Origin of the sequence: Myxococcus sp. AM011 (genome assembly GCF_013372595.1) — a bacterium.
Taxonomy (GTDB): domain Bacteria; phylum Myxococcota; class Myxococcia; order Myxococcales; family Myxococcaceae; genus Myxococcus; species Myxococcus eversor.
The window spans coordinates 18,162-37,743 of record NZ_JABXEM010000091.1 but is presented as its reverse complement, the minus strand read 5'-3'; the positions used below and the strand labels follow the sequence as shown (position 1 = coordinate 37,743).

General features: G+C 68.2%; 17 protein-coding genes and 1 tRNA gene. 12 read left to right on the top strand and 6 right to left on the bottom strand.

Translation table 11 applies throughout. The annotated features are described in order from the left end of the window. The 4 genes from HUW62_RS20250 to HUW62_RS20235 form a co-directional block, all read right to left on the bottom strand. Positions 1-356 (bottom strand): OB-fold nucleic acid binding domain-containing protein (locus tag HUW62_RS20250; RefSeq protein ID WP_255203530.1); only part of this gene is annotated, 356 nt, incomplete at its 3' end. Between the two features lie 48 nt (positions 357-404). Then, a complete protein-coding gene (locus HUW62_RS20245; protein WP_176435348.1) occupies positions 405-1,544 on the bottom strand; it encodes a class I SAM-dependent rRNA methyltransferase in 1,140 nt (379 codons plus the stop codon). A 137-nt stretch (positions 1,545-1,681) separates the two neighbouring features. Then, positions 1,682-2,050: a hypothetical protein gene (locus HUW62_RS20240; protein ID WP_163865796.1), complete on the bottom strand. Its 369-nt coding sequence runs from the start codon at positions 2,048-2,050 to the stop codon at positions 1,682-1,684. A gap of 34 nt (positions 2,051-2,084) precedes the next feature. Then, positions 2,085-3,680: an NAD(P)/FAD-dependent oxidoreductase gene (locus tag HUW62_RS20235; RefSeq protein WP_176435347.1), complete on the bottom strand. Its 1,596-nt coding sequence runs from the start codon at positions 3,678-3,680 to the stop codon at positions 2,085-2,087. A 326-nt stretch (positions 3,681-4,006) separates the two neighbouring features. On the opposite strand from HUW62_RS20235, the gene HUW62_RS20230 reads away from it, so the two are divergent. After that, on the top strand, positions 4,007-4,213 hold the full coding sequence (locus HUW62_RS20230) for a hypothetical protein (protein WP_240356369.1): 207 nt from the start codon (positions 4,007-4,009) through the stop codon (positions 4,211-4,213). A gap of 107 nt (positions 4,214-4,320) precedes the next feature. Here the strand turns inward: HUW62_RS20230 and HUW62_RS20225 are convergent, their stop codons facing one another. Further along, positions 4,321-5,004, bottom strand: coding sequence for a diacylglycerol kinase family protein (locus HUW62_RS20225; RefSeq protein WP_163865793.1), 684 nt, complete (start codon positions 5,002-5,004; stop codon positions 4,321-4,323). A 78-nt stretch (positions 5,005-5,082) separates the two neighbouring features. On the opposite strand from HUW62_RS20225, the gene HUW62_RS20220 reads away from it, so the two are divergent. From HUW62_RS20220 to HUW62_RS20185, 8 genes are all read left to right on the top strand, one after another. Then, a complete protein-coding gene (locus tag HUW62_RS20220) occupies positions 5,083-7,953 on the top strand; it encodes an N-acetylmuramoyl-L-alanine amidase (protein WP_176435346.1) in 2,871 nt (956 codons plus the stop codon). A 99-nt stretch (positions 7,954-8,052) separates the two neighbouring features. After that, complete coding sequence (gene gap, locus HUW62_RS20215) at positions 8,053-9,063, top strand: type I glyceraldehyde-3-phosphate dehydrogenase (protein WP_176435345.1); 1,011 nt, start codon at positions 8,053-8,055, stop codon at positions 9,061-9,063. 27 nt (positions 9,064-9,090) lie between these two features. After that, the gene (pgk, locus tag HUW62_RS20210) at positions 9,091-10,278 is read left to right on the top strand and encodes a phosphoglycerate kinase (RefSeq protein WP_176435344.1); all 1,188 of its coding nucleotides are present in this window, start codon (positions 9,091-9,093) and stop codon (positions 10,276-10,278) included. Positions 10,279-10,326: 48 nt separating this feature from the next. After that, positions 10,327-11,100 carry a triose-phosphate isomerase gene (tpiA, locus tag HUW62_RS20205; RefSeq protein ID WP_176435343.1) on the top strand — a complete coding sequence of 258 codons (774 nt, stop codon included), beginning with the start codon at positions 10,327-10,329 and terminating at the stop codon, positions 11,098-11,100. 93 nt (positions 11,101-11,193) lie between these two features. Further along, positions 11,194-11,619, top strand: coding sequence for a preprotein translocase subunit SecG (gene secG / locus HUW62_RS20200; RefSeq protein ID WP_163865788.1), 426 nt, complete (start codon positions 11,194-11,196; stop codon positions 11,617-11,619). Positions 11,620-11,706: 87 nt separating this feature from the next. Beyond that, positions 11,707-11,788: transfer RNA gene (locus HUW62_RS20195), tRNA-Leu, on the top strand. A 793-nt stretch (positions 11,789-12,581) separates the two neighbouring features. Continuing rightward, the gene (locus tag HUW62_RS20190) at positions 12,582-13,283 is read left to right on the top strand and encodes a DUF6585 family protein (RefSeq protein ID WP_240356368.1); all 702 of its coding nucleotides are present in this window, start codon (positions 12,582-12,584) and stop codon (positions 13,281-13,283) included. Positions 13,284-13,316: 33 nt separating this feature from the next. Further along, positions 13,317-13,796 carry a hypothetical protein gene (locus HUW62_RS20185; protein ID WP_163865787.1) on the top strand — a complete coding sequence of 160 codons (480 nt, stop codon included), beginning with the start codon at positions 13,317-13,319 and terminating at the stop codon, positions 13,794-13,796. 298 nt (positions 13,797-14,094) lie between these two features. On the opposite strand, the gene HUW62_RS20180 is transcribed toward HUW62_RS20185, so the two are convergent. Beyond that, on the bottom strand, positions 14,095-15,918 hold the full coding sequence (locus HUW62_RS20180) for an FG-GAP-like repeat-containing protein (RefSeq protein ID WP_176435342.1): 1,824 nt from the start codon (positions 15,916-15,918) through the stop codon (positions 14,095-14,097). A 166-nt stretch (positions 15,919-16,084) separates the two neighbouring features. Here HUW62_RS20180 and HUW62_RS20175 point away from each other — a divergent pair, with 166 nt between their 5' ends. The 3 genes from HUW62_RS20175 to HUW62_RS20165 are packed head-to-tail and all read left to right on the top strand — an operon-like array spanning position 16,085 to position 19,548. Continuing rightward, positions 16,085-16,708: a TetR/AcrR family transcriptional regulator gene (locus tag HUW62_RS20175; RefSeq protein WP_176435341.1), complete on the top strand. Its 624-nt coding sequence runs from the start codon at positions 16,085-16,087 to the stop codon at positions 16,706-16,708. A 5-nt stretch (positions 16,709-16,713) separates the two neighbouring features. Next, a complete protein-coding gene (locus HUW62_RS20170; protein ID WP_176435340.1) occupies positions 16,714-18,312 on the top strand; it encodes a DHA2 family efflux MFS transporter permease subunit in 1,599 nt (532 codons plus the stop codon). Between the two features lie 3 nt (positions 18,313-18,315). Further along, a complete protein-coding gene (locus HUW62_RS20165; RefSeq protein ID WP_163865783.1) occupies positions 18,316-19,548 on the top strand; it encodes an HlyD family secretion protein in 1,233 nt (410 codons plus the stop codon). Positions 19,549-19,582: the final 34 nt, after the last annotated feature.

Sequence of the window (19,582 nt, the reverse complement as noted above, 5' to 3'; positions counted from 1 at the left end):
AACTCCTTGGGGTCGAGGGGCTCGGGGTCCAGGCGCTCCACGGCCTCCACGACAATCTGGGTGCGGCCGTGGAACTGGATGACGCCGCCCTGGACGAGCACGAAGTCGCCCGACTGGAAGGAGGGTTCGAGCGCGTCCACCTTGTCGAAGACGCGCGCGTCCACCTCGCCGCTCTTGTCGGCGAGCGTCATGGCCAGGAACACCTTGCCGCTCCGGGCCGTCACCTTCTCCTTCTTGGTGACACGGAAGACGGTGTTGACGCGGTCCTTCTCTCGCAGGTCGGCCGCATACACCTTGCGGACGGTCTCGACGGAACCTTCCGGGGTCGCGGTCTCTGGGACGTTTTCGTTGGTCATCGCGGGCGCGGACACTAGCACCCCGGAAGGCGGCGCGGGGGACTCGCGTCAGGTGACTTCGAGTGCCACCGCGTCGAGGTACTCCGCCCCGGGAGAGCCCACGAGTGTGGGGTGGTCCGGAGGCAGTCCCGGGCGAGACAGCCGTGTAGCGATGCGCGCCTCCGCCTCGCAGGCGGTGGCCACCAGCTCATCGAAGCCGCCCAGCGCCAGTGGTGGGTGGTAGCCGACCACGAGCACCCGTCCCCCATGGCGGGTGCGCCTGAGCGCGTAGCGGACCTGCTCCACGAACTCCTCCTCGGACCCCACCCGGGGTGTGTCCAGCAACACCAGGTCGAACGTCTCCCGGACTGCCCTGAGGGCCTGGATGGCGGTGCCCTTCTCCACCATCACCCGCCCGAGCAGTCCGTTGGCCTCCGCGTTCTCCCGCGCCAGGTCTCCCGCATCCCCGTCCGAGTCGAAGGCGAGGATGTGTCGCGCACCATGCAGTCCCGCGTGGACGAAGAGGCCGCCCACGTTGCAGCTCGCGTCCAGCACCCGGCCGTCCCAGGCCATGCGCCCCACGACACGCCGCAGCTCGCGCTGGTCATACGCGTACCCCGTGCCCTGGCCGTAGGTGAGGTCCACCGTGAAGCGGGCCCCCAGCTCCAACAGCCGGCACCAGCGGGGTGGGGTGCCATAGAGGACGTGGGGCCGCTGCGTGGGCAGCCCCAGGGCCTGACGGCGCGCGGAATCATTGCGCAACAGCACGGAGGCGGCGCCCGTCACCTCCACCAGCGCGCGGGTGATTTCCTGCTGCCGCGCGTCCATGGAGCGGGTGAGGGTCTGCACGACGAAGTGCGTGTCGTACCGGTCCACGATGAGGCCGGGCAGGCCGTCCCCGTCATCATTGACCACCCGGCAGAAGCGCGGGTCATCCACCAGCCGGCCCCGGCGCTCGAAGGCGTGGCGGAGGTGGCGCGGAATCAGGCCCTCCACCGCCTCGTCCTGCAGGCCCAGGCGGCGCACGGCGCGCGACGCCTCCAGGTCCACGTCGCCCAGGCCCAGCACCGCGCCGTCCTCGTCCCGGAGCTGCACGGGCTCACCGGGTTGGGGCGTTCCCTCCATGGAGACGATGTCCTCCCGGGAGAGCCAGGGAGCGCCATGCTTCAGGCGACGGGCGGCATCTCGGGACAGAAAGGTGCTGAGCAAGGTGCGTCCTCCCTCTCGCGTGGAGCCACCGGCACCCAAGCCCGTGGCATGCATCCAGCGGACAACATGGGCCGTGCGCTTGCCGATGTCGGCCTGCGCCTGGCCCCCGCGCTGGAGGGCAGGGGAGGGAGCGGGCCTCAGACCTGGGGCGGAGGCCGCTTGAACGCCTTGAACGTCACCCGCGTGAGCAGGGAGCTGACGACGAGCGCCAGGACGATGCCCAGGATTCGCAGGTGCCAGGAGTCTCGCAGTATCAGCGCCAGGGCGAGCGCGCCCACCAGCACCGCGCCCGCCACCGTCAGCCACTGCCCCCGGGCGGCCAGCCCCGAGGAGGGATGTCGGGCCTGGGCGAGCACCGGGATGCTGCCGGCCTTGCGCCACATGCTGGCGCCCTCTTCCCGTACCTCGTCATCCGGGTCCACCAACCCCTGGGTGTACGCGCGCTCCACGTCACCCATGCTCGGATAGGTCAGCTCTCCGTCCGGAGTGCGCACGACGTAACGCATGGCGGGTCTCCTTTCGTGAGGCACCGCCCTCGCCTCACGACAGCTCGGTGGCAATCTGCTCCGCGATTCGCAGGCCATCAATGGCCGACGAGACGATGCCGCCCGCGTAGCCGCAGCCCTCGCCCGCGGGGTACAGGCCCTTCATGGACACCGACTGGAGCAATTCGTTCCGGGTGACGCGCACCGGAGACGAGGTGCGGCTCTCGATTCCAATCAGCTTGCCCTCCTCGCTGATGAAGCCGCGCATCTTCCGGTCGAACGTCTTCAGCGCCTGCTTGAGCGACGTGGTGAGCCGCTCCGGGAAGAGGCGGTTGAGGTCCACGTGCGCCAGCCCCGGACGGTAGCTGGTGCCGCCCGGGTCCTTCTTCACGCGGCCGGCCAGGTAGTCCGGAATCGTCTGCGCGGGCGCGAAGAAGCGTCCACCACCCAACTCGAACGCCTTCGCTTCCCAGTGCCGCTGGAACTCCAGGCCCGCCAGAGGGCCTCGGAAGCCCTCGCGCTCGAAGTCCGCCACCGAGACGGAGACGACGATGCCGGCGTTGGCGTAGCGCGCGTTGCGGCGCGAGTTGCTCATGCCATTGGTGCACTGGAGCCCGTCCTGGGTGGGCGTGGGCACCACGATTCCGCCCGGACACATGCAGAACGAGTAGACGCCCCGCACCTCGCCGTCCACGTCCAGGTTCTCCGCCAGCTTGTAGTCGGCGGGGGGCAGCTTCGGGTTCTTCGCGGCGCTGCCGTACTGGATGCCGTTGATGAGCGCCTGGGGGTGCTCGGCGCGGAAGCCCAGCGCGAAGGGCTTGGCCTCCACGAGGACGCGGCCGTCGGCGGCGAAGCGCTCGTACAGCTCCCGCGCGGAGTTGCCCGGCGCGAGGATGACGCGGTTGCTCTCCAGGGTGCGCCCATCGGCCAGCTTCACGCCGGCCACGTTGCCGTCGCGATAGAGGAGGTCGTCCACGCGCTGCTCGAAGTGCACCTGGCAGCCGCCGGCGATGAGCTCCTCGCGCAGCTTCGCCACCGCGCCGGGCAAGAGGTCCGAGCCGATGTGCGGCTTGCCCTCGATGAGGATGTGGTCCGGCGCGCCGTAGCGGGCGAAGGCCTCGATGACCTTGCGCACCATGGGGTGGTTGATGCGCGTGGACAGCTTGCCGTCCGTGTACGCGCCGGCGCCGCCCTCCCCGAAGTTCATGTTGCTCTCGGGGTCCAGCGTGCCGTCGCGCATCAGCTTCGCCACGTCCTTGCGGCGCGCCACGACTTCACGGCCGCGCTCAATCAGGATGCTGCGCACGCCGCGCTCCAGGAGGCCCAGGGCGCAGAACAGCCCCGCGGGGCCGGTGCCGACGATGATGGGCCACTGGTCCGGCGCCTTCACGGGGGGCAGCACTTCCGGCGGCGGAGGCGCTTCGCCCACGTCCGGAGGGATGTGGGCTGGCTTGCGGCCCGGGGCCATCTCCACTTCCAACGTGTAGATGTAGCGGGGGCTGCCCTTCTTGCGGGCGTCCAGCACCGAGCGCACCACCCGCACGGAGGCGAGGTCGGAGCGGGTGACGCCCAGCTTCTCCGCGGCCCGCTGACCGAGCAGCTCCTCCGGCTCGTCCAGCCACAGCCCGATGTTGTTCACCCGATACGCCATTGCCGTTCGCTCCTGGTGGGGGCGCGTATCTGCTTCACCCCGGTGAAAGATTGCAAGCACTTGAAACCACTTGAGGGCCACGGCCTCATCCGGGTGCGTATCCCGTGATGCACCCCGCCATCCACTTCCCCCGGGGGTGCCCCTGGGTGCGTAGGTGGCTTCGCACCCCTCGCGAGGCCATGCCGAGCCTCATTTCCCTTCAACCCATGGGAACTGCTGGGGAATCCATTTGGAAGAGAACAACTGGCACGGGGGTTGAAGAACAGGGCTCGCGTGATTACTCGGCGGCCCCCCTCAATTCGCCGCCCCATTTGGAGGCATTCACTGTGAGCACCGATCAAAAGGGCACCCGGATCCTGGCGCGCACCTTCTTCAACCAACTGCGCGCGAGCGGCTACACCCCGCACCAGGTCATCGGCATCGCCACGGAGTTGCTTGATCTGGTGACGTCGGACCTGAAGGAAGGCGACAAGGGTGTCGCGGTTCCGGCCACCCCGGAGCAGCAGGGCTCCGAGTGGCGCCAGCGCGCCTGAGCGTGCGAGACTTCCAGGCATGACCCTCGGCGGGTGAGCGGGCTCCGGACTGGTTTTCGGGGCTCCCGCCCACGAGGTGGCAGGTGGACCGGCGTCAGCCGGTTTTTTTATGTCCGCTTGATTGAAGAATCGCCCGGTGGCTGCCCCGCGGAGCGCGCTTCGCGTCGGCGGGTGTAGGCCGCCGAGCCGGCGACGAAGAGCAGCCCCGCCGTCATCGCGCTGAACACCATGCTGGCCGAGCGCGTCGCGAGGATGGCCAGCAGCACACCGCCGCCAAGGAACGCGAGCAGATCCACCCAGAGTGGGCGGCGCTGGGGTAGCACGAGCACGAGGACACAGGCCGACAGGGGCACGCCGAAGGCCACCTGACGGATGATGGCATCCGTGCTGGTGCGCACCGTCTCCCAGTTGTGCACGAGGATGGCGGCGAAGATGACCACCGTGCCCAGCGCGAGCACCAGCACGCCCGCGGCGGCGGCGTCCTTGGTGAGCCGGGCCTTCTCGTCGAACTGCTGCACGGCCAGGTCGACCAGGTGCTCCAGCGCGCTGTTGAGAATCTCCGCGAAGAAGATGAGCAGCACGCAGAAGATGAGCGTCACCTTCTCCGCGAGTCCCAGCGGGATTCCACTGCCCACCAGTCCCACCAGCATGGCGGAGATGAGGTGCACGCGCATGTTGCGCTGGTGGACGACGGTGTGGATGAGGCCCGCCCACGCGTGGCCGAACGAGGCGAAGAGCCCCGTGCCGCGACGAGGAGGGAAGTGGGGAGGTGGCCGGGCAGGTACGGTCATCGGAACCTGAAGGGGCGGGCAGGCTAGCACCCACGGGTTCGATTGCCGTGGAGATGTGAATAGGTAAGGTCGGTCGCCATGAGCACCAACTTGTTCCGGGCGCGTCAAAGTGGCGTGCTGCTGGCCCTCCTGTTGTCGTCGTCCCTCGCGGAGGCCCAGGTCTCCGACGCCGTTCACGAAGAAGAAGCGGGGGCCTGTGGGCTGGAGCCCCCTGGCGTGGTGTACCTCCCGGCCCCGGCCCCGCGCGTGCACGAGACGCGCAAGCTGAGCGCCACCGAGGCGCCCGTCGTCAGGAGGGAGGCCCGGGATGGGACGGCGGGCAAGTCGCTCGCGGGAGTGCCCCAGACGCGGACCCGGACCGGCGCGCTGTCCGGGAAGGTCATCTACCTGAGCCCCGGCCACGGCTTCTACCGGGCCGCGCCCCTGTCCCGCTGGGCCACGCAGCGCCCCAACACGTGGGCGGTGGTGGAGGACCTCATCTCCGCCGAAGTCGTCAACCAGTACCTGCTGCCCATGTTGATGGGCGCGGGCGCCACGGTGGTGCCGGTGCGTGAGGCGGACCTCAACCCGCGCATGGTCATCGTCGACGAGGGGGCCGCGGGTTACTCCGAGGCGGGCGACGCGGGCCTGTTCCGGCCTACCACTCAGAAGGGCTGGGCTACGCCCCCAATGCCCATGGGCAACGCGGTGGAGCCCTTCACCTTGGGGGCGACGCGCGAGCTCCTCACCACGAGCGCCGCCACGGCCACGGCGACGGCCACCTGGGCGCCGGTGGTTCCGGCGGACGGTCACTACAACGTCTATGTCTCCTACGGAGCGGACCCCGCGCGGACGACGAACGCGCACTACGTGGTGCGCCACTCGGGAGGAGAGAGCCACTTCCGCGTCAACCAGCGCCGCCATGGTGGGACGTGGGTGCTGCTGGGCCGCTTCTTCTTCAAGGCGGGCGCGGGGCCGGAGGCGGCCTCGGTCGTCCTCATGAACGACGCGGAGGAGGGGAGCACGGTGTCGGTGGACGCGGTGCGCTTCGGCGGCGGCAGTGGCGTCATCGGTGACGCGCAGATGGCCGCGCTGCCTCGGCCCCGCTACGAGGAGGCGGCGCGCTACCACGTGCAATTCAGTGGCGCCCCCGCGTCCGTGTACGCGCCCACGGGAGCCAACGCGCTGGCCAACGAGCGCAACGCGGACGTGACGGCGCGCGCGCGCTTCGCGGCGTGGCTGCACGAGGAGGGCGAGGACGCGGTGTACGTGGCCTGGCACACCAACGCGTCCACGACGGGCAACGTGGTGGGCACCGAGGGCTACGTGTACGGGCCGAACCCGGTGGACGGCACGCTCAACTTCACGGGCGTGCCCGGCAGCGATGTGCTGGCGAGGGCGCTGCTGGACGAGTTGGGGCGCGACCTCCGCCGCGAAGTCGACTCGACGTGGCGCGTGCGGAACCTGCGCTCCGCGAACCTGGGCGAGGTGAACCCCACGCACAACCCGGAGATGCCGTCCGTGCTGTTGGAGATCGCGTACCACGACGCCATCGCCGACTCGAACCGCCTCAAGGAGCCGGCCTTCCGCCGCGTCGCCGCGCGCGCCATCCTCCAGGGCCTCATCAAGTATTACGCGACCCGCGACGGTGTGGCGGTGCAGCTTCCCCCCGAGGCGCCTTCGGCGGTGGCGGCGCGCAACATCTCCGCTGGGACGGTGGAGGTCCGCTGGGCCGCGCCCGTGGCGAACCCGGACGAGGAGGGGCATGACGCGCCCACCGCGTACCGCGTCTACCAGAGCGTGGAGGGTCAGGGCTGGGACGACGGCACCGAGGTGACGGGGACGACCTTCTCCCTGCCGCTGGCGGCGGGCGCGGTGCGCTACTTCCGAGTCGCCGCGGTGAGCGCGGGCGGCGAGGGCTTCCCGTCCGCCATCGTCGGCGTTCGCTCGGGCGAGGCGCCTCCCGCGCTGGTGGTCAACGCGTTCGAGCGGCTGGACTCGGCGCTGGCGTGTGGCGAGGCGCTGGACGTCTATGACCTGCAGGCTCCGTTGCGCGTGCTGCTGGAGGCGATGAACGACGGCACCTACGTGCGTCGCCATGGTGATGCGATGAGCCAGTCCGGGCTCGCCTTCGACAGCGCGACGAGCGACGCGGTGGCGGCGGGGCTGGTGTCCGTGGGAGCGGGGTACCGGGTGGTGGACTGGTTCACCGGCCGGGGAGGCGAGGAGGGGGCGCGGCCGACGCGGGCGGAGCAGGACGCGCTGCGCGCCTTCGTGACAGGGGGCGGCCACCTGTTGTTGTCCGGTGGTCAGTTGACCTCCGCGCTGTCGGTGGGAGACGCGGACGACAAGGCGTTCCTCGCGGACATCCTCCGGGCCTCGCCTGGCACGGGCACTCCTCCCTTGCGCGTGGAGGGTGTGCCGGGAGACTTCCTCTCGGAGCTCACGGGGCTGACCCTGGACGATGGCACCCGGGGCACCTACCCGGTGGGCATGACGGACGTGCTCACTCCGGCATCGGGGGGCTCGGCGGTGCTGCGCTACGCGGGGACGAACCTGTCGGCCGGTGTGTTCTCCATGCCGGGGGGACAGGTGCTCCTGTTGGGGGTTCCCTTCGAGTCGGTGGTGGACCGGGCGGCTCGGGCGCGGCTGTTGTCCGCGTTCCTGGTGCGCGCGGGCTTCCCCGCGCCGGGCACGCCGCCTGTCGGGGACTCGGGCGATGCGGGCCCCGGCCTGCTGACGGGATGCGTGGCGCCTCGCGGGGTGGATCCGCATCCTCCTGAGGAGCCCGAGCCCCCGGAGCCTCCGGCCCCCATCGTCCTGGACGTGCTGCCGCAGTTCTATCCGCTCGGTGACTCCGGCTGCGGCTGTGGGGCTGGCGCGGGAACGGGCTCCGGGCTCTGGCTGTTGCTCGGGGTGATTGTTCAGCTTCGGCGCGCGCGTCGTCGCGCGAGCGACGTGAAGCGTTGACTCGGCGGGGCCGCGTGCCTACGGTCGGCGGCCCTGATTTTCTGACGTGAAGACCCGCGGGCGCCCCTTGGCGCCCCCTGCTCCCAAGGAGACACGCACATGGCCACTCGCATCGCCATCAACGGCTTCGGTCGCATCGGTCGCTGCATCCTGCGCGCCGCCCTCAGCCGCAAGGAAGACCTCGAGATTGTCGCCATCAACGACCTCGACAAGCCGGCGGCGCTGGCGCACCTGTTCAAGTACGACTCCGTGCACCGCACCTGGCCGGGCGAGGTGTCGGCGACGGACAAGGGCATCGTGGTGAACGGCAAGGAGATCACCGTCACCGCGGAGAAGGACCCCACGGTGCTGCCGTGGAAGAGCATGAACGTGGACGTGGTGCTGGAGTGCACCGGCCGCTTCACCGGCCGCGAGGGCGCGGAGAAGCACCTGAAGGCGGGCGCCAAGAAGGTCCTCATCTCCGCGCCTGCCAAGGGCCCGGACCTGACCATCGCCTACGGCATCAACCACACCGAGTACGACGCGGCCAAGCACCACATCATCTCGAACGCGTCGTGCACCACCAACTGCCTGGCGCCCGTCGCCAAGGTGCTGCTGGACACGTTCGGCATCGAGAAGGGCTTGATGACGACCATCCACAGCTACACCAACGACCAGCGCATCCTGGACCTCACCCACGATGACATGCGTCGCGCCCGCGCCGCCGCGCTGTCCATGATTCCCACCAGCACCGGCGCCGCGAAGGCCATCGGCGAGGTGCTGCCGCAGCTCAAGGGCAAGATGCACGGCATGTCGGTGCGCGTGCCCACCCCGAACGTGTCGCTGGTGGACCTGACGGTGAACACCACGAAGAAGGCGACCGCCGAGGAGGTCATCAAGGCGTTCCGCGAGGCCGCCGCCGGCTCGCTCAAGGGGATTCTTGAGTTCAGCGACGCGCAGACGGTGTCGGTGGACTACAACGGCAACCCGAGCTCGGCCATCTTCGACTCGACGAACTGCTTCGTGATGGGCGACAACCTGGTCAAGGTCATGGCCTGGTACGACAACGAGTGGGGCTTCTCCAACCGCATGGTGGACACGGCGAAGTTCCTCGTGTCCAAGGGCGTTTAGTCCCCGTCAGGGGCGAGGGGAGAGCCAATGATCCGCTACATCGACGAGCTGCAGCTCACCGGCAAGCGCACCTTCATCCGCGTGGACTTCAATGTCCCGCTGGAGGGGAGGCGCGTGACGGACGACACCCGCATCCGAGAGGCGCTGCCCACCATCCGGCGCGCGCTGGAGCTCGGCGGGAAGGTCATCCTGGCCTCCCACCTGGGCCGCCCCAAGGGCCCGGACCCCAAGCTTTCCCTCGAGCCGGTCGCCGCGCGACTGGCCGACCTGCTCGGCCCCAAGCACGAGGTCATCCTCACGGATGACTGCATCGGGGACGGCGTGAAGAAGCAGGTGAAGGACCTGAAGGAAGGCCAGGTCATCGTCCTGGAGAACCTCCGCTTCCACAAGGAAGAGGAGGCCAACGACGAGACCTTCTCCCGCGAGCTGGCGTCGCTGGCCGACGTCTACGTCAACGACGCCTTCGGCACCGCGCACCGCGCCCATGCCTCCACGGCGGGCATGGTGCCCTTCGTGAAGGAGAAGGCGGCGGGCCTGCTGATGAAGAAGGAGATCGAGTACCTGGGTCGCGTGCTGAAGAACCCGGAGAAGCCCTTCGTGGCCATCCTCGGGGGCTCCAAGGTCAGCGATAAAATCAAGGTCATCGAGAACCTGCTGCCCAAGGTGGACGCGCTGCTCATCGGCGGCGCCATGGCCTACACCTTCCTCAAGGCGCAGGGCGTGGAGGTCGGCAAGTCCCGCGTCGAGGGGGACAAGCTGTCGCTGGCCACGCGCCTGTTGGAAGCGGCGCAGCGGCTCAAGACGCCCATCGTCCTGCCGGTGGACCACATCGTCGGCACGGAGCTGACGGACAAGAGCATCGCGCTGGAGACGCCGGACAACGTGGTGCCCGTGGGCATGATGGGCCTGGATATCGGCCCGAAGACGCGGGCCATCTTCACCCAGCACATCCGCGACGCGCGCACCGTCGTCTGGAACGGGCCCATGGGCCTTTTCGAGGTGGCGAAGTTCGCCGAGGGCACCCGCTCGGTGGCCACGGCCATGGCGAACAACAAGCAGGCGGTCACCGTCATCGGCGGCGGCGACAGCGCGGCGGCAGTGGAGCAGATGGGCGTGGCGAAGGAGCTCAGCCATGTGTCCACTGGCGGAGGCGCCTCTCTGGAGTTCCTGGAAGGTCAGGAGCTGCCGGGCATCAAGGCGCTGGAAACGCGGTAGTCTCCCGCGCCGCGGAGCAACACCACCACACCTCTGGGGGAGACATTCATGGCCGTCTCGGCTCGTCGTCGGAAGATCGTCGCCGGCAACTGGAAGATGAACAAGACGGTGCCGGAGGCGCTGGCACTGGTGCGCGAGCTGCGGGGGACCGTGGCTTCCGTCGGAGATGTGGTGGAGGTGGTGGTGGCGCCGACGTTCCTGGCGCTGCAGCCGCTGCACGTCGCATTGGAAGGGGCGCCGCTGCAGTTGGCCGCGCAGAACTGCCACTGGGAGGCGTCCGGTGCCTTCACCGGTGAGGTGTCCGCGCCGATGCTGGCGGAGCTGGGGTGTGCCTACGTCATCGTGGGGCACTCGGAGCGCCGCCAGCTCTTCGGTGAGACGGACGAGTCGGTGAACAAGAAGGCCAAGGCCGTCCTGGCGGCCGGAATGAAGCCCATCATCTGCGTGGGCGAGACGCTGGCCGAGCGCGAGGCGAACCAGACGCTGGACGTGGTGGAGCGTCAGATCCGTGGGGCGCTTTCGGGCTTCGAGGCGAAGGACGTGGCGACCTTCGTCCTGGCGTACGAGCCGGTGTGGGCGATTGGGACGGGGCGGAACGCGACGTCCGCGCAGGCGCAGGAGGTCCACGCGGCGATCCGCGGGCTCGTCGGTCGGCTGTACGACGGGGAGACGGCCGGGCAGGTGCGGATCCAGTACGGTGGGAGCGTCAAGCCGGACAACGCCGCGGAATTGCTGGGTCAGCCGGACATCGACGGGGCGCTGGTCGGTGGGGCGAGCCTCAAGGCGGGCGATTTCGCGGCCATCATCAAGGCGGCCACCTAGAGTAGGATCACTGGCGGGCGGAAGAAGTTGTCACCCATTCGGCAGTTTGTGTAGGGTGCGCCTCCTTTTCACGGAACGTTCGAAAGACCTCTCATGCTGACCTTCGTCACGATCGTGCACGTCCTCGTTTGCGTGTTCATGATCTTCGTCATCCTGCTGCAGCCGGGTAAGGACGCTGGCATGGGCTCGGCCCTCGGCGGCGGCGCGGCCACGAGCGCCTTTGGTGGCCGTGGTGCCGTGACGTTCCTGAGCAAGCTCACGGGCGTCTGCGCCGCGATGTTCTTCTTCACCTCGCTCGGCCTGTCCTTCGTGGGGCTTCGCTCCTCGGTGGCGGCGGGTGGCTCGGTGGCCGCGCCTCCTCCGGCGGCTTCGGCTCCCGCGACTCCGGGCGCGGCGGCTCCGGCGGGCGAGCAGTCGGCGCCTGGCGCGGTCGAGCAGCCTCGTGGTGAGGCTCCGGCGGCTCCGGCGGAGGGCCAGTCGGCCCCTGCCCAGCCGGCGGCGCCGACTCCGGCTCCGTAAGAGCCCGTCGAATAAATCTGGAGCACGCAGCGGTTAGAAACTCGTTGCGTGATCCGGTGCGGTCCTGTAGATGGTCCGCGCAGAAACGCCCAGGTGGTGGAACTGGTAGACACACCATCTTGAGGGGGTGGCGCCGAAAGGTGTGCGGGTTCGAATCCCGCCCTGGGCACTCCGATAGAAGCCTCCGAGTCGAAAGACTCGGGGGCTTTTGTCGTTTCTGGGGGCGGGGTTGCCGTGGGACGGGCTGGTGCCTGTGCGCGAGGTGCGGACGTCCCTGGTTCTTCCGCCTGTCGCGGGAGCAGGCGCGGCGCTGTTCAGGGACGGCACGAGTGCCACGGGAGCGGGGGCGAGTCAGAGGCTCCGCCTGGCGCGGGCCAAGGCAGGCGCAGCGGGGTACCCCACCTGTTGCGAGAGCGCTGCTTCGAGTCACCGCGCCATTCAACTGAGTCCGACCGTCACTTCACTCGCGCCCGGAGCACGAAGCGGACCTGCTCGCACTTGCATGAACGGCTCGGGCTTGATCGCGTGGTGGTGGGCACTGTCGTTCGCTTCGTGGCCTGTCGATGAGGATACGTATGAGCAACTCGGGACCACTGGCCTGGGCAGGCGAGCGTCAGCTCCAGCCTCCGCGAAAGCGGTGAGTGCTCCGCGCCCATCCATCGAGCTGGCTTTCGCGAAACATCGTGGAATGGAAAACACGAAACGGGTGAAGACACACTCAAAGTGCTCTCGGCGGATGAGAGGCTGGAAGTGTTTCACGTGTTGTTTTGACTGGGATTCCTTGGCTTGCCAGGGAATGCGTGACTTCGCTGGCTGACTGCGGGCGCTTGCCTCTTTGGTTGTCGAAATGGCGACTGTCTTTGTCTATAGAGGAGTGAACGAACATTCATTCACCGGGACTCGTGGCCCTCGGTGAGCCCATCCGGCCCGTTGGGAGCTGTCCCCTGAAGCGCGTACACACCTTGGTCTTCCCCACTCCGGCCGTCTACTGGCTCGTGGTGGGGTTCATCCTCATCTACGTGGTGATGGCGGCGGTGCTCGCGCCCCTGTCCATCCACCTGCTGCCGCTGTCGATGGTTCACGCGCTGTTGCGGAGCTACTTCGGGTTCTTCATCCTTCTGCTGGGCATCCCCTGTGGCATCTACGTGATTGGGTGGCGCGCGAGCGACCTGTTCGTCTGGTTGCGTGCCCCTGAAACACTGACGGTGGATTCGCTGCGGCTCACCTCGGGTGACACGACGCTGGCGTGGCGGGACGTGGGCGGCATCGTCCGCCAGCACAATCATGATCGCCTCGTGCTTCGCCACGCCGGTGGCAAGTACCGGCTGCGGCTGAACCTGTGGAGCGACTCGGACGAGCTCGAAGTCGAGGTGACGGACCGTGTCGTCGACGCGCTGCTGGACAAGGTGCGCCGCCAGGTCGCCGCGGGTCGGTCCGTGGACTTCGGCCCGCTGACGCTCAGCTCCGAGGGGCTGACGCACAAGCGGCAGCTCATCCGCTGGGACGACATCGAGAGCATCCGCTTCCAGGACGGGCACGACCAGGGCGTGTCGACCCGCGAGCTGGTCATCACGGTGAACGGCAGGTTCCGGAAGATCGACGAGGAGAAGATCGTCAACGCCCCGGTGCTCCTGGCCTACCTGACGGACCGTCTCGCGCAGTGACTTTTTCCCCCAACCCCCAACAGGCATCACCTCATGGAAATCTATAGCTCTGCCAAGACGAAGGCGAAGTCGGACCAGCCGGTCGCGTTCTACTACTCGCGCACGAAGCTCATCGTGGGCGCTGTCATCTGGACGCTGTCCACGGCCTTCTTCGGCGCGCTCACCTACCGCTCCATCGGGGAGACGGGCGTCATGGCCTTCTGCGGCTTCATCACCGCGACGTCCATCTGGATGATCTTCAACTGCATCAAGCCGCTGGGCAGCCTGGACACGCCCGTGCTGACCATCGGCCGGGACGGCATCCTCTTCCCGGATGGCGTGCTGATTGCCTGGGACGACATGAAGGAGAACACCTACGTCGACCAGTCATACATGGGCATCCCCATCGGGAAGTCGGTGGTCGTGAAGACCACGCTGAAGAAGCCCAAGGTCAAGCAGTTGCGCGTCGCCGCGGTCCAGATGTCGAGCGACGAGTACCTGGCGGAGTGCGACCGCTACAGCCAGGCCGCGTGAGTCACTGCTGAGCCACTCCAGCGTCGGGCCCTGATGGGCACGGCGCGGGAGGTCTCCTCCCGGTGTCGCGAAGTCACCGTGACACCGGGAGGAGACAGATGAACGAGTATCGCGCGGACGTGGCCCGAGGTGGCCCCCGCGATAGACTCCTGAGCTCCATGCCGGCAAGCGAGGCCTGGTCGGAATCAACCAGGAGAGGCATGTGGCGCCACGACTGAGCTCGGGGGAGGGATGGATCTACTCCATGAGACCGCGACCCGAGCCGTAGCATGACGCCGCTTCAGCCCGGGCCACCGGCTCAGTACGTCCCGATGTCGTACACGGTCGACAGCCAGTTGCCGCAATTCCAGCCAGTCCCCGTCGACAGACACACCGGGTAGCGCATCCAGGAGCGGTGGACCTGGACGACGTCGGTGCGGCCATCGCCGTTGACGTCCGCCGTCATGAACCGCTGCTCGGAGGACCCCGAGTTGTAGATGGTCGCCGGCGAGTTGCTGCAGTTCCAGCCCGAGCCCGTGGAGTAGCACGTGGGGATGCTCCCCCAGCCACGGTAGGTCTGGATGATGTCCGTGCGCCCGTCCCCGTTGAAGTCGCCCGTCAGCATCTGCTGCTCATGCGAGCCCGAGTTGTAGAACGTGCCCGACGGGATGTTGCAGGACCAGGTCGGAGAGGCCATGCCGTAGCACAGCGGCATGGCATTCCATCCGCGATAGGACTGGAGGATGTCGTCCCGCCCGTCGCCGTTGAAGTCGCCGGTGAGGAAGTCCTGCTCGGCATTTCCCGCGTCGTACATGGCTACGCTGAGGTTGCTGCAGGACCAGGCCGTGCCCGTCGACAGACACAAGGGCTGCGTCACCCAGCGCCGATACGCCTGCGCGATGTCATCCCGTCCATCGCCATTGAAGTCTCCGGCGAGGTAGCGCACCTCGGGAGAGTCCGTCGTGCGAAGCGTGGCCGCCGGGTTGTTGCAAGACCAGCCGGTGCCGGTGGAGCGACACACGGGCAGCATCGATGAGTCGTGATACGCCTGCGCGATATCCGTCTTCCCGTCACCACTGAAGTCGCCGGTGATGAAGCGCTGGCTCCCCGTTCCCCAGTTGTAGATGTCCGCATACGTGTTGGAACAGGACCAGGCCCCCACGCCCGTGGAGTAACAGACCGGGTAGCTGGCCCAGAATCGATAGGTCTGCACCAGGTCCGTGCGCCCGTCGCCGTTGAAGTCACCCGTGACGTACCGCTGCTCCGGAGAACCCCAGTTGTAGACCGCCGCGGAAGGGTTGGTGCACGACCAGCCACTGCCCGTCGAGCGGCACATGGGAATCGAACCCCAGCCCCGGTACGTCTGGAGGATGTCCGCGCGGAAGTCGGAGTCCACCTTGGCCACGTGGAACTGCTGGTCCGCCCCGCGCGGCTGCCCGTAGAACTGCCGCACACCCTGGATGTCCGTGGTGCTGAGCTGCCCGGCGTTGTTCCAGGTCGGATTGCAGTAGTTCATCACCGACATCAAATCCCACGCGCCCACGTGGGTGTCCCCATCGCTTCCCTGGGATGGCGTGGTGCAGGTGGACGGCGTGTCCCCCCGGTTGTGCTCATGTGCGAAGCCCAGGGCGTGGCCAAACTCGTGAACGCCGATGGCGCGGATGCAGTGCTCACGCTGCGCGGGGCTGGAGGCACAGGACTGGCTCCAGTTGGCGAAGGTGAAGTTGAGCACCATTCCTTCTTCCTCGTCCTCGATGGACGTGCCCAGTCCTTCCGTATGAGGCCCCTCGTCGCTGATGGTGATGCGGATGTCCGCGGAGCTGGGGCAGGCGCCCCAGCCGGAGAACACCAGGTTGCTCTCCTTCTCCCAGGTGTCGCGGATGGAGGTGCGCACCCATTCCTTCTCGGTGGCGAAGCCCGGCGTGTCCCAGCACACCGTCAGGTTGGGGCGCCCCCAGACCTCGTCCGAGTCGACATACAGCGACTGCTCCGTCGTGCCGATGGCCACGAGGGACGCGTCGGTGGTCGACGTGGGCTCCAGAGGCGCGCCACATGCGACCAGCAGCCCTGTGCCCATGGTGAAGAGGAGCCCGCGGGCTCGGGTGAGCCCGATGCTTCGGTGCCTTGATGTCTCGATGAACATGACTTTCCCTTGGCGGACGCGAGGCGCCATCCAGAGGGACAGGGCCCCGCGCAGGAATCGAACGCGAGACTCCAGGAATCTTCGCGACTGCCCGGTTGCCCACGGCCTCGTGCTTCAGAGGGGGAGTTGACTCCCGAGGGCAGAAGGTGAAGGCTCCGTTCAGAAAATGAATCGGGATTCAAAATCTGAAGCCCCCGTCAAAAACCTCCGCTCCCGGCTGCGCGAGGCCACCGCCGACGCCATCCTGGTGGCGGCCGCCGATGTGTTCGCTCGAGAGGGCGTGCACGCCGCGAAGATGGAGTCCATCGCGGATCAGGCGGGCGTGTCGGTGGGGACGCTCTACAACCACTTCAAGGACCGGGCGGCGCTCCTGGACGCGCTCCGTGCGAAGCGTCGCCAGGTGCTGCTCACCCGGCTGGATGCCGCGCTGGCTCCCGTGAAGGAGCAGCCCTCGTCCGTGCGACTCCGGACCTTCGTCACGGCCATCTTCGCCCACGTGGCGGAGAGAGACGCCTTCGTGCGGTTGTTGGTCCAGCTCCCCGAGGACCCGGCCCACAGTCAGAACAAGAGCCAGGTCCTGGCCGAGCTGAACCGACGGCTGGAGGTCATCATCGACCAGGGCATCCGGGCCAAGGAGCTTCGCGCGGAGGGCCGGGCCTTCTACCCCAGCCTCCTCATGGGCCTGGTCCGCGGCGCGTTGGACCGTCTGCGCGAGGAAGGCCATCCCCATTCGCCGGCCGCCTGGGGGGAGGAGATCTCCCGCGTCTTCCTGAAGGGAATCGAGGTCTAGAGGCCATGGCACGGACTCCCGGGGCTCCGCCGAACAAGTGGCTCGTCACGCTGTCGGTGACGTTCGGCACGCTGATGGGCGCCATCGACGCGTCCATCGTCAACGTGGCCCTGCCGCAGATTCGGGGCGCGGTGGGCGCCACCGTGCAGGAAATCACCTGGGCCAGCACGGGCTTCGTCATCGCCACGGTGATGGTGATGCCCCTCACGGGCTTCCTGGGGCGCCTGTTCGGACAGAAGCGCGTCTACCTGTCCTGCCTGGTCCTCTTCGTCGCGGGCTCGTTCCTGTGTGGCCTCGCGTGGAACCTGCCGACGCTGGTGCTCTTCCGCTTCATCCAGGGACTGGGTGCCGGGGCGCTCCAACCCACCGAGCAGGCCATCCTCCGGCAGACCTTCTCACCCAAGGAGCAGGGCACGGCGATGGCCATCTTCGCGATGGCGGTCATGGTGGGCCCGGCCATCGGTCCGACGCTCGGGGGCGTCATCGTCGACAACTGGCACTGGTCCTGGATCTTCTTCATCAACGTGCCCGTGGGCATCCTCGGCTTCTTCATGGTGGCCCGCTTCGTCCAGGAGGACGAACAGTTGCGCGCCTCCGCCCGGGTGGAAGCCGAGCGCCAGCGCAAGCACATGGACTGGTCCGGCATCACCCTGTTGTGCATGGGGCTGGCCCTGCTCCAGTACTTCCTGGAGGAAGGGCAGGCGGACGACTGGTTCGAGTCTCCCCTCATCGTCGCCTGTGCGCTGATGGCCGCCACCTGTCTGGTGGCCTTCGTCATCCGCGAGCTGACCGCCGAGGCGCCCGCGGTGAATCTGCGCTTGTTCAAGGACCCGGTGTTCGCGTCGGGAACCCTGCTCAACGCGCTGGTGTTCTCCGTCCTCATGGCCAGCATGTTCCTGTTGCCGGTGTTCATGCAGGAGCTGCTCGGTTTCACGGCGACGCAGTCGGGGTTCGCGCTGATGCCTCGCACGCTGGTGATGATGTTGATGATGCCCATTGTCGGGCGGCTGTACGGCAAGGTGCCGTCGCGGCTGCTGGTGGGCCTGGGCATCGTGTTCGCGGGCTTCGGTGCGTTCGAGATGAGCCACTTCTCCCTCGCCACGGGCTCGGAGCACATCGTCCGCGCCATCATGTTGCAGGGGGTGGGCTTCAGCCTGATGTTCGTGCCGCTCAGCGCGACGGCGCTCGCGAACATCCCCCGCGAGCGCATGGCCGATGCCACGGGACTCAACTCGCTCTTGCGCCAGATTGGCGGCTCCATGGGGCTGGCCATCTTCACCACGCTGCTGTCGCGCTATTCGGTGCAGGCCAAGGCGTCCATCGCGGCGCACCTGAACCCGGAGCGACTGGAGGTCGCCGGCCGAATCGCCGCGACGGAGCAGGGGTTGATGCGGCGCGGCCTCGACCAGGCTGGCGCGCACCTCGCGAGTCTCCAGATGCTGGCGGGCTCGGCGACGCGCCAGGCGACGGTGCTCGCCTTCGACAAGCTGTTCGTCCTCGCGGCGCTGATGTTCGTGGTGGTGCTGCCGCTCGTCTATTTCCTCAAGGCCGCTCCCAGCGGCGGGGGCTCCCAAGAGAAGCCCCACCTCGACCTGGAGGTCTGAACCATGTCCTCGACCACTCCCGCTCCCCAGCTCGTCTCGCAACCCCTTCCAACGCCCGCCGCTTCGCCACCGCCGAAGCGAGGCAAGCGGGGCTTCTATCTCCTCGGCGCCGGGGTCACCGTCATCCTGCTCGCCATCGGTGGCTTCAAGCTGATGACCGTCGGGGAAGAGTCCACCGATGACGCGCAGGTGGAGGCGGACGTGGTGCCGCTGGCCGCGCGAGTCTCGGGCCCCGTGGTGAAGGTGGGCGTGAGCGACAACGCGATGGTGCACCAGGGGGATGTGCTCCTGCAGATCGACCCTCGCCCCTACGAGGTCCGGGTGAAGCAGGCGGAGGCGGAGCTGGAGTCCGCGCGCGCCCAGGCCGCCGCTGCGGATGCACAGGCGGCCGTGGCGACGGCGGGGGCGAAGGGTGGCCTGTCCTCGGCCAAGGCGCAGGTGACCTCCAGCAACTCGGCGGTGAGTGGTGCGCAGGCGCAGGTGGCCTCCGCTCGCGCGGCGCTGGCTCGGACCGAGGCGCAGGCCCGAAAGGCGACGTTGGACCTGGAGCGGACGCGGAGCCTGCGCGAGCAGAACGTGGTGGCGCAGAGCGCGCTCGATGACGCGCAGACGGGGAATGACACCGCGCAGGCCGCGCTGGAAGGGGCCCGCGCCCAGCTCCTCATGGCCGAGGAGAGCCGGCGCACCGCGGAGAGCAAGGTCGAAGAGGCGCGAGGTCAGCTCGACGTGAGCGCGCCCATCGACGAGAAGATCGCCGCGGCCCATGCGAACGCGTCACTGGCGCATGCCCGGGTGAAGGGCGCGGAGGCGGCGCTGGAGCAGGCCCGGCTCCAACTGGAGGACACGCGCCTGGTGGCGCCAGCGGATGGTCAGGTGTCCAAGCTGACCGTGCATCCCGGCCAGCTCCTCTCGCCGGGGCAGGCAGTGGCGGAGCTGGTGCCGCTCACCACGTACATCGTGGCCAACTTCAAGGAGACGCAGGTGGGCCACATGCGACCGGGCCAGCGCGTGGACGTGGCGGTGGATGCCTACTCGGGCGAGACGCTGGAAGGACAGGTGGAGAGCCTCTCCGGCGGAACCGGCTCGCGCTTCTCGCTGATGCCTCCCGACAATGCCTCGGGCAACTTCGTGAAGGTGGTTCAGCGTGTGCCCGTGCGCATCACCTGGCTGCATCCTCCTCAAGGGCTCGCCTTGCGAGTCGGCCTGTCCGCCGACGTCACGGTGCATACGCGGTAGCGACTGCGGCTCAGCGCGCGCTCAACGTGGCCGG

Bases quoted from the DNA above. Each gene is read 5' to 3' on its own strand.
- HUW62_RS20175 (WP_176435341.1), top strand. From the start codon at position 16,085: ATGAATCGGGATTCAAAATCTGAAGCCCCCGTCAAAAACCTCCGCTCC.
- tpiA (WP_176435343.1), top strand. From the start codon at position 10,327: ATGGCCGTCTCGGCTCGTCGTCGGAAGATCGTCGCCGGCAACTGGAAG.
- HUW62_RS20165 (WP_163865783.1), top strand. From the start codon at position 18,316: ATGTCCTCGACCACTCCCGCTCCCCAGCTCGTCTCGCAACCCCTTCCA.
- HUW62_RS20220 (WP_176435346.1), top strand. From the start codon at position 5,083: ATGAGCACCAACTTGTTCCGGGCGCGTCAAAGTGGCGTGCTGCTGGCC.
- HUW62_RS20180 (WP_176435342.1), bottom strand. From the start codon at position 15,918: ATGTTCATCGAGACATCAAGGCACCGAAGCATCGGGCTCACCCGAGCC.
- HUW62_RS20225 (WP_163865793.1), bottom strand. From the start codon at position 5,004: ATGACCGTACCTGCCCGGCCACCTCCCCACTTCCCTCCTCGTCGCGGC.
- HUW62_RS20185 (WP_163865787.1), top strand. From the start codon at position 13,317: ATGGAAATCTATAGCTCTGCCAAGACGAAGGCGAAGTCGGACCAGCCG.
- pgk (WP_176435344.1), top strand. From the start codon at position 9,091: ATGATCCGCTACATCGACGAGCTGCAGCTCACCGGCAAGCGCACCTTC.
- HUW62_RS20240 (WP_163865796.1), bottom strand. From the start codon at position 2,050: ATGCGTTACGTCGTGCGCACTCCGGACGGAGAGCTGACCTATCCGAGC.
- gap (WP_176435345.1), top strand. From the start codon at position 8,053: ATGGCCACTCGCATCGCCATCAACGGCTTCGGTCGCATCGGTCGCTGC.
- HUW62_RS20170 (WP_176435340.1), top strand. From the start codon at position 16,714: ATGGCACGGACTCCCGGGGCTCCGCCGAACAAGTGGCTCGTCACGCTG.
- HUW62_RS20235 (WP_176435347.1), bottom strand. From the start codon at position 3,680: ATGGCGTATCGGGTGAACAACATCGGGCTGTGGCTGGACGAGCCGGAG.
- secG (WP_163865788.1), top strand. From the start codon at position 11,194: ATGCTGACCTTCGTCACGATCGTGCACGTCCTCGTTTGCGTGTTCATG.